The 14,884-nt window shown below is 50.0% G+C and carries 8 protein-coding genes and 1 tRNA gene; 2 read left to right on the top strand and 7 right to left on the bottom strand.

Going from position 1 to position 14,884, the window contains the following annotated elements; genetic code table 11:
* Positions 1-132: 132 nt before the first annotated feature.
* A complete protein-coding gene (locus FCS97_RS15675) occupies positions 133-357 on the top strand; it encodes a LysR substrate-binding domain-containing protein (RefSeq protein ID WP_281283842.1) in 225 nt (74 codons plus the stop codon).
* A gap of 55 nt (positions 358-412) precedes the next feature.
* Here the strand turns inward: FCS97_RS15675 and FCS97_RS15670 are convergent, their stop codons facing one another.
* Positions 413-1,456 carry a zinc-binding alcohol dehydrogenase family protein gene (locus FCS97_RS15670; RefSeq protein WP_138519385.1) on the bottom strand — a complete coding sequence of 348 codons (1,044 nt, stop codon included), beginning with the start codon at positions 1,454-1,456 and terminating at the stop codon, positions 413-415.
* Between the two features lie 111 nt (positions 1,457-1,567).
* On the opposite strand from FCS97_RS15670, the gene FCS97_RS15665 reads away from it, so the two are divergent.
* Positions 1,568-2,506, top strand: coding sequence for a LysR family transcriptional regulator (locus tag FCS97_RS15665; protein ID WP_138519375.1), 939 nt, complete (start codon positions 1,568-1,570; stop codon positions 2,504-2,506).
* Positions 2,507-3,008: 502 nt separating this feature from the next.
* Here FCS97_RS15665 and FCS97_RS15660 read toward each other — a convergent pair.
* The 6 genes from FCS97_RS15660 to FCS97_RS15635 all read right to left on the bottom strand — a co-directional run bounded on the left by FCS97_RS15660 (position 3,009) and on the right by FCS97_RS15635 (position 14,725).
* Positions 3,009-5,996: a TrlF family AAA-like ATPase gene (locus FCS97_RS15660; RefSeq protein WP_138519374.1), complete on the bottom strand. Its 2,988-nt coding sequence runs from the start codon at positions 5,994-5,996 to the stop codon at positions 3,009-3,011.
* A gap of 191 nt (positions 5,997-6,187) precedes the next feature.
* Positions 6,188-7,317, bottom strand: a protein-coding gene (locus FCS97_RS15655) for an IS3 family transposase (protein ID WP_425460751.1) whose coding sequence is annotated in 2 segments (ribosomal slippage) — positions 6,188-7,059 and positions 7,059-7,317 — 1,131 coding nt in all. Because the reading frame shifts where the segments join, the coding sequence is not laid out codon by codon here.
* A gap of 445 nt (positions 7,318-7,762) precedes the next feature.
* A complete protein-coding gene (locus tag FCS97_RS15650; protein ID WP_138519372.1) occupies positions 7,763-10,519 on the bottom strand; it encodes a restriction endonuclease in 2,757 nt (918 codons plus the stop codon).
* Positions 10,503-12,500, bottom strand: a complete 1,998-nt coding sequence (locus tag FCS97_RS15645) for a site-specific DNA-methyltransferase (RefSeq protein ID WP_138519371.1) — start codon at positions 12,498-12,500, stop codon at positions 10,503-10,505. Before FCS97_RS15645 ends, FCS97_RS15650 begins: the two co-directional genes overlap by 17 nt.
* A gap of 829 nt (positions 12,501-13,329) precedes the next feature.
* Positions 13,330-13,405, bottom strand: a tRNA-Asn gene (locus FCS97_RS15640).
* Between the two features lie 132 nt (positions 13,406-13,537).
* Entirely contained in the window at positions 13,538-14,725 is a 1,188-nt protein-coding gene (locus FCS97_RS15635) for a pyridoxal phosphate-dependent aminotransferase (protein WP_138519370.1), read from the bottom strand.
* Between the last annotated feature and the right edge of the window lie 159 nt (positions 14,726-14,884).

Raw genomic sequence — 14,884 nt, 5'->3', positions numbered from 1 at the left:
GTCTGTTTCTCTCAGGATTCGAACAATCTGCTCATCGCTGAATCGGGCTCGTTTCATTTCGTCTCTCGCTGCGTTGAGAGACCATTGTAGTTAAGTCACGCTGGATCGAAAAATCCGGGGCAGGTCAATGCCTTGATGGCGGCCGCCATTCGGGGCCAAGGCATTATCTATCAACCCGAGTTCATCGTGGCGGAGGCTCTGGCCAACGGCGAACTGATATCCCTGAGCCTGGATCACCCACCACTGGAGCCGGGCGGGCTGTACGTGCTGTTCTCGCCTGATCGGCGGCTATCCCTAAAAGTCCGGGCAATGATTGATTATTTGGTTGAGGTGTTTTCAGCCGAAATTCAGGAATGACCAACGTGACCAAAAGGGATGGCTTTAGCCATCCCTTTCGGGAATTTCAAAGGCTTCACTTCTCAAAACCTTCCAAAACAATTTTGCCAACCGCTTTGCCGGCCTCCAGCTCGGTGTGTGCAGCACGCAGGTTTTCGGCGTTAATCAGACCAAGGTTTTTTCCAGCCGTGGTTCGAATAACCCCCTGATCCACGAGACTCGCTACCGTGTCAAGAAGGTCGTGCTGCACCTGCATGTCATCGGCGCCATGCATAGAACGCGCAAACATAAATTCAATGTGCAGTGACAGGCTCTTGGGTTTGATTTTCATCACATCCAGCTCAGCAGGATCGTCAATCATGGCGATCTTGCCAAATGGCTGAAGCAGAGCCACATAATCATCAAAATACTGATCGGTGGCATTCAGGCTGGCGACATGTGTGATCGGGGCAATTTTGCCCTCTGACACCAATTGTTCAACCTGCCGCTGCAGTGATTCCCGGTGGTTTACAACGAAATCGGCCCCCAATGATTCGACCCATTCGCGGGACTCTGGGCGGGAGGCTGATGCCACAACGGTGGCACCCGTCAATTTCTTCGCCAGCTGGATCAGAATGGAACCAACGCCGCCCGCAGCGCCAGTCACAAGGATCACCTGGTCAGTCGGATGCACATTTCCCGGCTGCTGCTGTTCAAGCCCGAGGTGATCAAACAGCATTTCCCAAGCCGTGATGGTAGTCAGGGGCAGTGCTGCGGCTTCCGCATCACTCAGGCTGGCGGGTTTGCGGCCAACGATGCGTTCGTCAACGATCTGGTATTCCGCATTGCTGCCCTGTCGAGTTACATCGCCTGCGTAGTACACCTGATCGCCGGGCTTGAACAATGAGACGCCCTCACCTGTCGCAACAACTTCTCCAACAGCGTCCCAGCCCAGAACTTTAAACTGGCCCGGCTCCGCCGCTGCACTCTGACGCACCTTGAAATCTACCGGATTGACGCCAATCGCCCTGACCCGGACCAAAAGGTCCCTTCCATTCGCCATTGGTTTCGGTAATTCAACATCCTGCAGGGATTTCGGATCGTTAATGGGTAAGGATTCAGTGTATCCAACAGCTTTCATGTTTTTCCCCACAGTAAGCGGGTCGTGTTTGATCGTGGTAAGCAGTGTAATCTCTCTTTACACTATGAAAAACAGGCCAATCCCATAAACATAATCAAATAATTTTTTTAAATGACCTTCGACGATCTGACCGTTGTGCTTAAAGTGGCTGAATTCCGGAACATTACCGCTGCAGCCACCAGCCTCGATATGCGAGCCGCGACCGCCAGTGCCGCCGTCAAGCGCGTGGAACAGGAATTGGGGGTTGAGCTGTTTATCCGTTCTACCCGCAAACTGCGACTCTCGGCAGCCGGCGAAAAGTATCTGCCTCAATGCCAACAGGCATTGGGATTACTGAACGAAGCCAGGCAGTCCATTCATTCCAGCAGCGAAACAGTGGCAGGTGAAATTCGGATATCAGTCTCCTCCGATCTGGGAAGGAACCGGGTAGTGCCCTGGATTGACCAGCTCATGGCCTCGCACTACGGGCTCAGTTTACGCGTCCAGATTACCGACAGTAATGTGGACTTTTTCCGGGATTCGGTCGATATGGCCCTCCGGTATGGGTCACCGGACGATTCCAACTTGTATGGGTTCAAAATCTGCGACGTTCCCCGCCTTCTCTGCGCAACACCCGAGTACCTGAGCGAACACGGTACGCCAGAACACCCCCACGACCTGGCAGTTCACAACGGACTTTTCTATCAGCTGCAGGATATTCCCTACGATTTGTGGACCTTTAAACGGGACAGTGAAGAGTTCCGGGTAAAAATGAAAGGCAACCGGGCATCGAACGACGGCGATCTGGTTAGACGCTGGTGCGTGGCCGGACACGGCATAGCCGTGAAATCCTGTCTCGACATGTCGGACGATCTGTTGGCCGGCCGAGTCATCAATGTCATGCCAGACTATACGCCACCGATTGCGGAGTTATGGTTGATTTGCCCAACACGACAATCCATCACGCCAGCAGTGCGATTGTTGAGGGATTCTCTGAAACAGTATTGCCATGACATCATGAAAGAAATGAACCAGAAAGGGATCCTATCTCAACAACAAAAACAAGGATAAGACGTCTTTCAAAGCGAAGCGTAGCTTAGCCATGGCGGCCTCAGGCCTATTCGCTCTACCAGAAAATCAATGAACACCCGGACCTTTGCGGTTAATACAGTAAGCCCCCAGCAAACCCATCTTGTTTTGATTTGCTAGTTTTTGGTTAACTCTACTCCACTAATTTTTTAGTGAAAGCGGCATTCAGATCCTGTGTTGACGACTTCAAACTGTCATCCTACACCTAAGATTGAGCGACATTTTGCGGAACTATTCGTCTTTTGCGGAACTAAAAGCAAAAGGCCCACATCGCTGTGGGCCTTTATTTATCTGGCTCCCCGACCTGGACTCGAACCAGGGACCTGCGGATTAACAGGCCGAGGCTAAACGCATTAAAATCATCAACTTAACAACCAAATTTTCCCGCAAAATCGATTTCTTCGATCCCCCAGAACCCTCATGAATACTGGGTCCATATTTCTTTGCGGGAAACTCAATTTGCCAATTGAAAGATCCTAACCAGCTAATTAATACCTAATCTTAAGCGACGTGCCCTTTCCTTGAACGCACGTTCACCACCTTCCAAAATTTCGCAAACTTGCCTCTGAATATCTGGATTCTCTAGGCTTCCACTTTCATACTCAATTTTGGGGAGTTGCCCCGTACGATGAGGACCACATCGAGCGATTATTACTTGTTCAGCATCGGTATTCACCACCAGGTTAGCATTGTGAGTGACTATGATGATCTGTCGTCTTTTTTTTGCCTCCCGGAACCGCGGCACTAGCTCGGCAAAGATCGACTGGGGATCAAGATTTTCTTCAGGTTGATCTATGATGAGTGGCCTAGAGTCCTCTGCATCTAGATCTAGATACAAGAGTAATAAAACAATTCCCCTAGTACCCGGCGAAAGTTGCTCTATTTCGACCCCATCGTACTGCAATCCGTACTCTACAGTCACATGCTCAGTTCCATACAACCATTCGGCAATCTTTTGACCCCATTGACGAATATCCTCACCATCAGGCATATGTTTGCGCAGTTCTTCTCTGTATTTCTCAACGAAAGTGGTAAGAGCTGTTGCAACGTCTTTTGATCCTCCATTGCACCAAGCGTCACCCAAAGCATTTCGAATTGCAGTTAGCAATTCGCCTCGGCCTTTAAATGCTCCAGCTTTTCGAAGATCAAGCAAGTTTTCACCCGTATTGGCCCACTCAACAAAGTCAACCCTTCTCCGAATCGAAAAAGACAGCTTCTTCAAAGACCCCTCCCCCTCGTCAATTCGCTCCTTGACTGGCCGATAAAGATCGGCGAGCTCGCGCTCCTCTTCCACTATCGATTCGAAAATACCAGCGTAAGCCTCGCGCCTGGCCTCTACATGAGCCTTAATCCTAGAATCTGCGTCACGCGCATGCTCAATCTGTTTAACCAGTTTTTGCTGAGCTGCCTCATCTTTAGCAACTTTCGAAGAAAGCGCTGCAAACCTCTTCGTGTTCGAAGCGTCCACACCGACGAGTTTTTTTAGTCGTTCAACCTCGCTATCCAGCAAAAAAAGAGTTTGATCAGATAAATTCACACCCTCGGGGATAAACGATAAATCACCATTAGGGCCTGCATCCAGTGGATTTAAGGGATCGGCAGCACCCTGGAATGCAGTCAGAATCTTCTTTGCGTTGCAGAGTTTGGATTCTAATAACTGATCAACATCACCGACGAAATCAACCCTGAACTTAGCCCAATCCTCTTCAAGTAGTCCTGCATCAAGCCTTCGGGAGCGAATGTCAGAAACTATCTCTGCCGAACGCCTATCTCGAAAATCTTTTATCTCATCTACAAGTCTTTCAATCGCAAGAATTTGTCGTTTTACACACTCCACTTGATATCGCTTTTCTTCAGCCGCATTACTAACCACCTCTAGTCTGTTTGCTCTATCCTCGGATCCTTTGGCCACGAGCGACTTCATGTCCGCCCTATCCTTTTCAATTGACTTTTTGCGCTCGTCTCGATCCCGTTCCATCACTTTAAGAGCTGCTTTTTTTGCAGTCTCTTCCGCGATAGCATCAGAAGCTCGCACAAGCGCCGACTTGTGTTGTAAACGCCTCTCCCTTGACGACTCTAAGCGCACAGATAGAAGCTCTGAAAAAGAAGCTGCGCCCATCCGATCCTCAAGCGGATGGGCATCAAATATTACCCTCTCTATTTCGCTTGTTAGTGCATCATCCAACCTCTCAGCCGAGCAGAGCTGATCAACAAATTGCTGCGAGAGATATTGCACATGTGGGAAGTCGAGGATATCCTCAAGGTCAGTGGTGGACAGGCCATTTCCAGTCGTCTCACCATTCTCCCAATAAAGAGTAGCGTCACTATTGATGAGGTGTTTTTGCGCTCTAAGAATGAAAGACTTATCATTAAGGTGTGGTGAAAGAGCCAAACCACCAGCAGCAATAAGATCTGCTAAAGCTGTCTTCCCAGATCCTCGTGCGCCGATCACCGCGACCATACCTGGATTTACGTTTACAGTGTTAGCCTTTAACCATGGGGCATTTGTCACCGTAATTGATTTGATTGTCTGATTAGGTAATGATCCACGGTGAGGTCTAGCACCAATTGAAACACGCTCTTTCGGTTCAATACATGCTTGGTGTAAAGCTTCAAACGCCAAATCACCTTTAATCCAGCAATACCTTTCATCGTCAGGTACTCCAACCTTCTCGATACAGTGTGCATCTGAACCATGAAGACAGGGTTTTGGTCCACCGTATTCACGCTCCAGTTCTTCAATCGGAGCAACGCCTTCACCGCTCCAAAATTTTACTTGATTGGGATTCGAACTAAAAACCAAGTGAGCGGACCGCTCTATTTGCTTCCTCAAGGCCGCAAATGAACCATCAGGATCTCTTAGTCCTGCTGTCCCGTCCTTCTCTCCGCCTGCGACTGCTAAAAGCATGTTTTGTTTAGCCCAGTCGCTTTGCGAAATTTTCTTCATAAGCTGATCGAAACTGACCTTGAATTGGTTTGCGCCAGCCGACCTTGCCACTTCATCATCAAGAATCGACGAATCATGGGCCTTTCCGAGAAGAATCAGGTCCTCTCTTCGACAACGGTATGTTTCGCCCTTGTAATTGAACTCCAACCCCTCAAGAAAGCGACGGATTCGAGCGACATGATCACAATCTTTGGGAGAAAAGAGTAAGTGAAGATTTACAGGGGATGCCTTTTTAGTTTCGATACCAAATCGCAACTCAACATTCGGAAAAATTAGCCCTACATCTGGCAAACGACCCGAGCGTTTTGCGACCAAAACCCGCTCGTAACCCTCCACACCGAAATAATCGGTAACTCCCAGAGCACGTATTCTAGGCTCTGAGTTTTCAACTCGGGTAATGAACTCCTCCATTGGGTCAGCACCCTTGTATTGATCGTTTAGGACTGTTCCTGGAGCATGAATATGCGGATCCCAGCGATTCCACAACGAGCCCATCGGGTCAAAATTAGATGGAGTGGTTGGCATATTAATAAACCTTTATATGAATAGCTTATGTATAAAACATGGTGACTTGAATAGCTTTCAATCTAGTCTGAACTGAACCGCCCCGGAGCGGTTCATTATATAAAGTTGAAGCTTCTCGGCGACTATTTAGAGCGGGCCTCGTTTAGTCGGACAGTTTTTGTGGATTTTTAATAAAGATCCAGCCCTGCGGGTTAAGCGGCCAGTGCCGCAACTTGGTTGACGAAATACACCTCGTCAGGGGTTTTGTAATCCAAGGCCTGATGGCCTCGACCAGTATTGTAAAACGCAATGTACTCGTGCAAGTACTTCCTGGCTTCCGATGTTGTTTCGTAGGCCCGAAGGTAGACCTCCTCATATTTCACCGTGCGCCAGAATCGTTCGATCACCACGTTGTCACGCCAACAGCCTTTGCCATCCATGCTGATTTTTATCTCATGACCTTTGAGCATTTCCGTGAACTCCAGGCTGGTGAATTGACTGCCTTGATCGGTGTTGACGATCTCGGGCTTGCCGTATTTGACGATCGCTTCTTGAACCGCTTCAACGCAGAAATCGGCATGCATGGTATTGGAGAGTCTCCAACTGAGCACTTTCCTGCTAAACCAATCGATTACAGCGCACAGATACAAAAAGCCGCGCTTCATCGGAAGGGAGGTAATGTCCAGCGCCCAGACCTGATTGGGCCGAACAATAGGCAGCGCTCGCAGCAAATACGGATAGATCTTGTGCCCGGGATGTCGCTTGCTGGTGTTGGGCTTGCGATAAACAGCTTGAATGCCCATCTTGCGCATCAAGCTGAGCACCCTGCGCCGACCAACGCCTGCAAAGCCCGAGCGAAGCAGCAAATCCCTCATCAGCCTGCTAGCGGCATACGGACGGTCCAAATGAATTCGATCCATCGCAGCCATCAGCGCAAGATCGCCTTCAGAGATTGGCACAGGCTTGTAATAAGCCGTCGATCTGGCCATGCGAAGAATCTTTGCTTGTTTACTCACCGGCAAATCATGTGTCGGGTCGATCATCGTTTTGCGCTCAGCAATCCCGCCTTGGTGAGCGCGCTTTCTAAAAAATCATTCTCCAGTGTCAGCTCACCAATTTTTGCGTGCAGCACTTTGACATCTACTGTGGATTCAACGCCCTTGGTGGCGCCAAATACGCTGGATGCACCTTGCAGCAATTCGGCTTTCCACTGGGCAATCTGGGTGGCGTGTACATCGTATTTCTGGGCAAACTCGGCAAGTGGTTGCTCGCCTCGAACTGCTTCTAAGGCCACTTTGGCTTTAAAGTCTGGCGAGTGGTTTCTACGGGGTCTGCGACTCATGATTTCTCCTTCTCCGACCAACATTGTTGGCCCAAAAAGCAGAGCTGTCATCTTTTATCCACCTGTCTGAATTTCCGAAGCCCGCTCTACACACGAGCGGGACGTTTCGGGATAGTTTGAAGTGCACTCATGGTGTCCACCAAGAAATGAAGTGGACACTATGATCGACGTTCACCCCCACCGATTTCAAGATGGGTTTGCTGGGGGCTTACTCTCTTTAATTAGATTGTGTTGATTGCTGTCATTACTCACAGAATACCTCAGAGCTAAGACCAAAATTTTGGGCTTTTTGCATTAAAGAGCAAGGCAAACGACTCGAAACTGCACCGACTGCATGACAATCGGTGACGGCAAAAACTGCGCTGGATGCAACTTAGCTGGGAAGGTTGAGCGCGAGGCTGAGCGTCTTAGCGGTAATTCAAAACACGTTGAGAGTCCTCTTCCCCTAAATTCGCAACCCGTCCTTATCGGTGGTGTGTGTAAAGTCCACCTCGCCTCTGGGGGCCAATTCGAAATGCTTCGCTGCAAAGCGAATGCGCATGGCCTCATCCCACTCAAGATCGTCGAGGTTCAAAGTGGCCTTGGTCTCTCGCACCAAGTACAGCTTATCCGTGCCGTTCTCACTGCATACTATGGCCCAGTCCGGCGAGTATTCACCTATGGGAGTTCTGACCTTGAATCGTCTTGGTAGCTTAGTGAAAAGCTTGATTTGATCGGTATTGTTTTCCAGTCGTTCAGCAAATATCCGCTCGACATGACTGTCATAATCGACGTGGTCGAATAGATTAGTCCCACCAAGCGGGGCGGCTGCAACTCCGGCTTGTGGTGCTGGCTTACCCGCCTCAACTCTAGGGACACTCTTGGTTTCAACTTCCAGAAAAACCACGTTAGCATCCCACCAAGTAGCTTCGTCTATCGGCTCGTACGTGATGCTCTGTACCATCTGCTCAATGGCAACCACTCGGATCGCCTGAGCCAATACACGAGCCCAGCGGTCCGGGTCATCAACAGCGCCTCCTTTCAATCGTTCGGGTACTTCGTCTAAAATGCCGACAATAGTGGGCCGCGTCAGATACAGAGGGAACTTGCCATGCAGTAACTGGTCTTCGACCAATTGCACGACATTGGGCAAACGTTGGCCGACAAAAATAATCCGCTCACCCGCACCTTCATTAACCGAACTGTCTGCGGTTATGATCTGCCCTTTGTCGTCATAGACGAGCTCTGCTGACTGCACCACATTGGCTCGGTGCTTGATGTACTTCAGATCTTCAAGGTGCTCTGAATGTGCAACAGCTGATACAAGCGAGGGTGTGTCTACCGATACCCGGTAGACGGCCTTGTATCTGATTCGCTTCCATAACTCACTAAACTCTGGGCTCTCGAACTGCGTCGAACGACGACGAATTACAACCTCAGAATCTGCGTCTTCCAATTCTTGCCCCCCACCCGACCTTCCCCCGGATGCGTTGTATTCTTCATTGAACCCTTTACGGAACTCGGCAAAGGACTCATCAACTACCAACGTAAGCCGGTTTATTGCAGGGTCTGAGACGCGGGTGCCGCCTTGATCTACTGGCAAACGAAGGCCGCGTCCGATCTGCTGTCGCCGCTCGGTGTCAGATCGGGTATGCCGGAGAAAGCCGATTTGGAACACATTTGGATTGTCCCAGCCTTCACGAAGCGCGGAATGGGAGAAGATAAAGGCACGGGGATTTGCTCGGTCGAGGATTAACTCCTTATGCTCGATAATCTCTCTATACGCTCTGGCCTCAAACTCCGCATCGGACGCTAGACCACCTTTCGTGTCCTTGAATATGCCAGTTTTGGTCGAGGGAAAGTAGGCAACCCGAAGCTCGGAGGGTTCTGGGGTCTGGTCTGCGGGACGGCCGGCCCTGACCCACTCTTCCCGATAGATGGTGTCAAACATTTCAGGAAGCAGCGCTTCATCGCCAACGTAATCGGCCACCCTTTCCACGAAGAACAGAGACAAGACCTTGACGTCGGCCTGTGCAGCATCGATAGCGGCTTGACGAACTAAATGGGCACGAATCGTTTGTCGAACCTGCTCGCGCCAAATAGCCAATTTGTCGACTCCAATTTCCTGCCCGACGCCGATCACCAGGCCACTCGCAAACTCGACTCGATCTGGCTTACGCAGAATATTCTCGACAACGAACCCCCGATATTGCGGCAACTGACCAGATTCGTCGAATAGGTCCGTACCCACCTGTGCAACAATTTCTATGCGCTCGGATTTGTCGTTAGTGGCCTTGTCGATGACAAGGGCCACGTATAGCTTCTTACTCTTACTAACAATCTTTTTTGCGCTCAAGTATGGCTCTCCATTTGAGCCAGCCACGACGCCCTTAACTGCGACGCGTTTCACGATTCCCAACTCCGCAGCCCTTTTTGCACTCAGGCGATGTACAAGATTGAACTGCTCTTTGTGCGTAGCGCTATAACGCAGCGCAATAAGTGGATTGAGAGTCGCAATGGCTCGCTTACGCAACTGCGTAACCATGTTCTGAGGTTCGTCAATCAGAACAACAGGCCGAGCCTTGGCGATCTGCTCGATTCCAGAAATGTTCTCCCCCCAGATACGAGCCTGCTCGGGCGAGGAATATAGCGTATTTGTTTCCGGCTTATCCAGTAATTGGATGCTAGCGACCAGAAACTGCACAGTGCTTGAAGGATCAATGAAGTCATCCAAAGCGCGACTTTCACCCATGACATTCCAGCGATATGCTAGGTTCGGAAACTTGCTCCGAAAATGCTCAGAGGTCTGCTCGAATGTCTTGAGAACACCTGCACGAATCGCAACTGAATGTACAAGGATCACAAACTTGCGTAGGCCATGCGCTTCGGCCAATCGCAGCGCGGTGCCGATATAGACGTAGGTCTTGCCAGTGCCGGTCTCCATCTCGACAGAGAAATTCGGAAAATCTCGGTCCTTATCTTGCAGGTCGGTTTCCCTCATCAATTCAAGTGAATTTTGCGTATCGACATCCTCGCGAGCGGTAACCGCTTTGAGGTTCTCGGTCAACAAATCCCGATCGAGCCGAAAGGCTTTATGTCCCTCCGCGCCAAGTGCCTGGCCGGAGATTGCGTTAGCTGGGGCAAACAAGGCCCCTGTGAACAAATCGGCAACAGCATCGATTGCCGCTGCCTGGTGCGGCTGGTCATCAAAGCGAAACTTCACGTGCCACCCGTTCTAGCAAGATCAATTTGGAGCGCAGCCTGGGCGCTAACGTGAGGGTTACTTCGTTGTCAACCTTATCGCCTCGCAGAATCAGCGAGTCCGCATCCGTAAGGCCTATGTGCTTCGCCGTGTCGAGCGTGAAAGCGTCAAGGCTGATGAAGTACCTTCCAGTACTCCTAGGCTCCGCAACGAAAGGACAGAACTCATACACCTTGATGCCATTGTGCTCGCTGACGCTAACGCGTGAATCGAGCCTGCAATTCGTGGCCTTAAGCACAACTTCCCAGGCGACAGCTGCAGGATCGGCACCGTCTTTCACTGGGGGTTGGCCCGCATGAAACAGCATCTGAGCCAGATGCTGTCTAGCGTCCTGCCCGTCCTTTGCAAAAACCTGCTTCTCGATTATCAAATTAGTTTCTCTGGCACGGAAAAGCCGGAATCCAAGCCCACCCCCCAGTTGAACAGCGGCCCGACGTAGGCGCTCTGCCGTGATCTCAAAAATTGTCTTGTACCCAGCCAATAGGGCGTTTTTACCAGAATCAGAAGTCGTATCAGGAGATTCAGGACGTTGCACAAGAATCCAACGGCGGATCTTGCCATCCTTCGGGTTCTGCTCCCATATCGCCTGACCTGAAGAACCTGAGCCAGCAAAGAAGTCGAGGACAAGATCGCCATCATCGGTAAGCGCATGGAACAAACGGGCCAGAACATCAGTACTCTTCGGATCATCGAAAACTTTTACCCCCATCAGCTCATCAAGCTGTTTAGAGGCCGACCGCCGATCACGATAAATGACAGATGGAGGAGCCCAAGTCTCATGCATGTGTAAATACGACTTAATTTGTACTCTCCTCGACTTATCTTCGGGGTAGATTAGCCGCCCATCATCATGCAATGCTTGCATTGCATCCCTGTCATATCTCCAACCGTTTTCAGGCGGGCTATAACCCTTCCATTCGTATATCAAATTCTCTCGGAAATTTGGGCTTGAAATATTGTCGGGAAACCAAATTCCGCGCGCATCAACCCGATTGTAGTAATCATGCGCTTTCGACGGATTGTCATCCGCTAGTGACTTGTACCAATCACGCAATGCCGAAGTCATGGCTTCATAATCCTCGCCATGTTTTTCTCTAAGCTTTGAAACTTTTTCGTATATTGGCTCCAGGCCATCCTTACGTTCGCGCCATCGCACATTATTGTCCTTCAGGTACGCACGATCTTTGGCATAAATAAGGATGTAATCCTGTCCGGCCCCCATCAGCTTGGCGTCGCCTTTTCGGGCACCACGCCAAGTAATCATGTCAACAAAGTTTTCCGCACCAAACACAGCGTCGAGCAATAGGCGAAGATGGTGAACTTCATTGTTATCAATGGATGCAAGGAAGACGCCATCTTTGCGCAACAGATGCCTTGCTACGGCAAGCCGCGAGGACATCATCGTTAGCCAAGGAGCGTGCTTCCTTCCGCTCCTTTCCTTCTTTGCGGTCAACGCCTGACCTTGCTCATCTACCTGCCCTGTCGCGATGAGGTATTCAGACTCAGAAACCGAAAAGTCGTCGTTGTAAGTAAAGCTCTCACCCGTGTTGTATGGCGGGTCGATATAGATTAGCTTTACCGCACCTGCATAGCCGTTCTTCAATAGTTTCAAAACTTGGAGGTTGTCTCCCTCGATTAGGACGTCACCGGCTTCATCCCAGTTCACAGAGGCTTCTGGATCGGGAACAAGTGTCGCGGTGGTCGGTGAACGGGCCTCAAGGCGAGCCTGCGCCATTCCCGGCCATTCGAAAGTGAAGGATTGAGCTGGTTCACCAAACCCGAGCTCAGACAAAAGCAAGCCTTGATCAAGTTCACCGTCAGGAAAAGCCCCTGGAACCAGTTCGCGGAGCTGCGCCAGCAATCCGACATGTCCGTCCTCCGTGCCGATTTGGACTTGGGAGACTTCGCCACCGGCAGCTCCCGCTTGATTATCTACGCTCATACTTTCCTTTCTAATGATTCTCTAACGGTTCACTGATTATTGGTACATTGCTGCAAATAGGGCGGATTAGAGGATTTTTTATCATGTTCAATTGGTTGCTATGGGCCGCGATCCATCCGTCGATGTAGTTTGCCTTGGGACGCCAAATCACGCTAATTCAGTACCCCGACAGTTGCTGCCAACCGCTACAACTAGTGACTTGTCCACTGATTAGTACCACGGAGGTTGATAACTTCCTTTACGTTCAAAGCCATTTAATATGTTGGCCAGACAGATTGGCAAACTAGCCGCACTGGGCCACATGTTAAGCCAGTTTGTGTCAAGGAATAAAAGTCTATGCCGATATTGAACTGCCCAGGTTTTCTTAGAGTCAAGTTGCTTTAGTTCAGGTTTGTTCGGTCTGCCAATCAATCTGCCGACAATAATTTATCTACGCTTCGGAGGGTGTAATTTACCCAAGTAGCCAGAGCATTAGGTGATGAAAAGACCACTCATTACATGCTTCCCTCTTCGTGCAAACCGCTAGCTCGCTTACCCATGGGATAAATTTGTTCCAAGGCCTGCTCATTACGACTTCATTCTCAAAAAGAACGAAGTCCCTGCTAAACCCGGCATGATCCGATTTAATCCAATTTATAATTTTAATAATTCTTATTTATTTTTTGACTAATTTACTACAGAGGTGTTGCGCTTCTGCGCCCTCGTGTCAAAACCAAAAAAACCACTAGCCGAAGGGCTAAAAAGCCAACCAAAATTGGCTTTTGCGGGAAAGTACGTTTTTTCCAGGAAAAGAAAAAGGGTCTCGATTTCTCGAAACCCTTTCTGTATTTGGCTCCCCGACCTGGACTCGAACCAGGGACCTGCGGATTAACAGTCCGTCGCTCTACCGACTGAGCTATCGGGGAAAGAGCCGAGATTATAGCAGCGAAATTTTTTTGTGCAACCCTAAATAGCCACTTAGTGGCCATTTAAGGCAAATCAATGACAAAAACCTTCCAGCCTGCTTAATCCTTAGTCAATCTGACCCTTTCTAATCCTTAACCCAATGCTTTCGCAATGCGCTCGCAGGCCTTTTCAAGGTTGCTCATGCTGGTTGCAAATGAAATGCGGAAGTAACCTTCAGCACCGAAAGCGGAACCTGGCACCACAGCAACGCCCGCTTCTAGCAGGTAAGCAGTCAGTTCCAGGTCGTTCGCTGCCTTGATCTTGCCCTCAGCTGCCAACTTTTCAATCGCCTTGCGTGCATCGACAAACGCGTAGAAAGCGCCTTCGGCTTTCAAACACTGAATGGTAGAAACAGCATTCAAAGCTTTGGTCACGAATTCATTGCGCTCACGGAATGCAGCCACCATGGGCTTCAAGCAATCCTGATCGCCATTCAAGGCGGCTTCAGCAGCCACTTGTGAAATTGAAGTGGGGTTGGAAGTGGACTGGCTTTGCAAGTTGGTCATCACATCGATAAGCTTGGCGGGGCCAGCCGCAAAACCAATGCGCCAGCCGGTCATGCTGTAGGCCTTGGAAACACCGTTCAACACAATGGTGCGGTCTTTCAGGGCTGGGCAGGCGTTCACGATGTTCACAAATGGTGTACCAGTCAGGTTGATGTGCTCGTACATGTCATCGGTAGCCACCAAAATATTTGGGTGCTTCAACAGCACTTCGCCCAAAGCAGCCAACTCTTCCTTCGTGTACACAGCGCCTGTTGGGTTGCTGGGGCTGTTGATCATGAACATTTTGGTTTTTGGGGTAATGGCCGCTTCCAGTTGGGCAGGGGTCATTTTGAAACCCTGCTCAATGCCGGCAAACACCAGCTTGGGCACGCCACCGGCAATTTCAACGATGTCGGCGTAGCTGACCCAGTAAGGGGCAGGAATCACCACCTCGTCACCATCGTTGATGGTGGCCAAAATCATGTTGAAAATACACTGCTTGCCACCCACACCAACAACCACTTCATTGGGCTTGTACTCAAGGCCATTGTCGCGCTTCAGCTTGGCGATCACGGCATTTTTCAAACCAACCGTACCGCCCACAGCGGTGTACTTGGTAAAACCGGCATCAATGGCTTTCTTGGCAGCTTCCTTGATGTGGTCGGGTGTGTCGAAGTCGGGTTCACCAGCGCCCAAGCCGATAATGTCTTTACCCTCGGCTTTCAGTTGGGCCGCCTTGGCTGTCACGGCAAGTGTAGGGGAAGGTTTGATCGTAAGTGCGCGATTTGAAAGCATGATTCCGTTGTCTGGGAGTGAAAAAAGAAAAAGTCAAGTCTGGAAAAAAAACTCATTTCCGACGATAATGCTGGATTGGCTTATCACAAAACGCTGCGTATTTTCTGCAGCGGCCAGCCCAATGTTGCAACTCCGTAATTCTACGGGATTGGCCAGAAG

The organism is Limnobacter alexandrii, assembly GCF_005871185.1.
Lineage (GTDB): Bacteria > Pseudomonadota > Gammaproteobacteria > Burkholderiales > Burkholderiaceae_B > Limnobacter > Limnobacter alexandrii.
The sequence above is the reverse complement of the archived record's forward strand: the minus strand, read 5'-3'. Positions and strand labels throughout refer to the sequence as shown.

What these genes read in the sequence shown, in the direction of transcription:
- FCS97_RS15670 (WP_138519385.1), bottom strand. Translation starts at nt 1,456, where the DNA reads ATGAAAGCTGTTGGATACACTGAATCCTTACCCATTAACGATCCGAAA.
- FCS97_RS15665 (WP_138519375.1), top strand. Translation starts at nt 1,568, where the DNA reads ATGACCTTCGACGATCTGACCGTTGTGCTTAAAGTGGCTGAATTCCGG.
- FCS97_RS15660 (WP_138519374.1), bottom strand. Translation starts at nt 5,996, where the DNA reads ATGCCAACCACTCCATCTAATTTTGACCCGATGGGCTCGTTGTGGAAT.
- FCS97_RS15645 (WP_138519371.1), bottom strand. Translation starts at nt 12,500, where the DNA reads ATGAGCGTAGATAATCAAGCGGGAGCTGCCGGTGGCGAAGTCTCCCAA.
- FCS97_RS15635 (WP_138519370.1), bottom strand. Translation starts at nt 14,725, where the DNA reads ATGCTTTCAAATCGCGCACTTACGATCAAACCTTCCCCTACACTTGCC.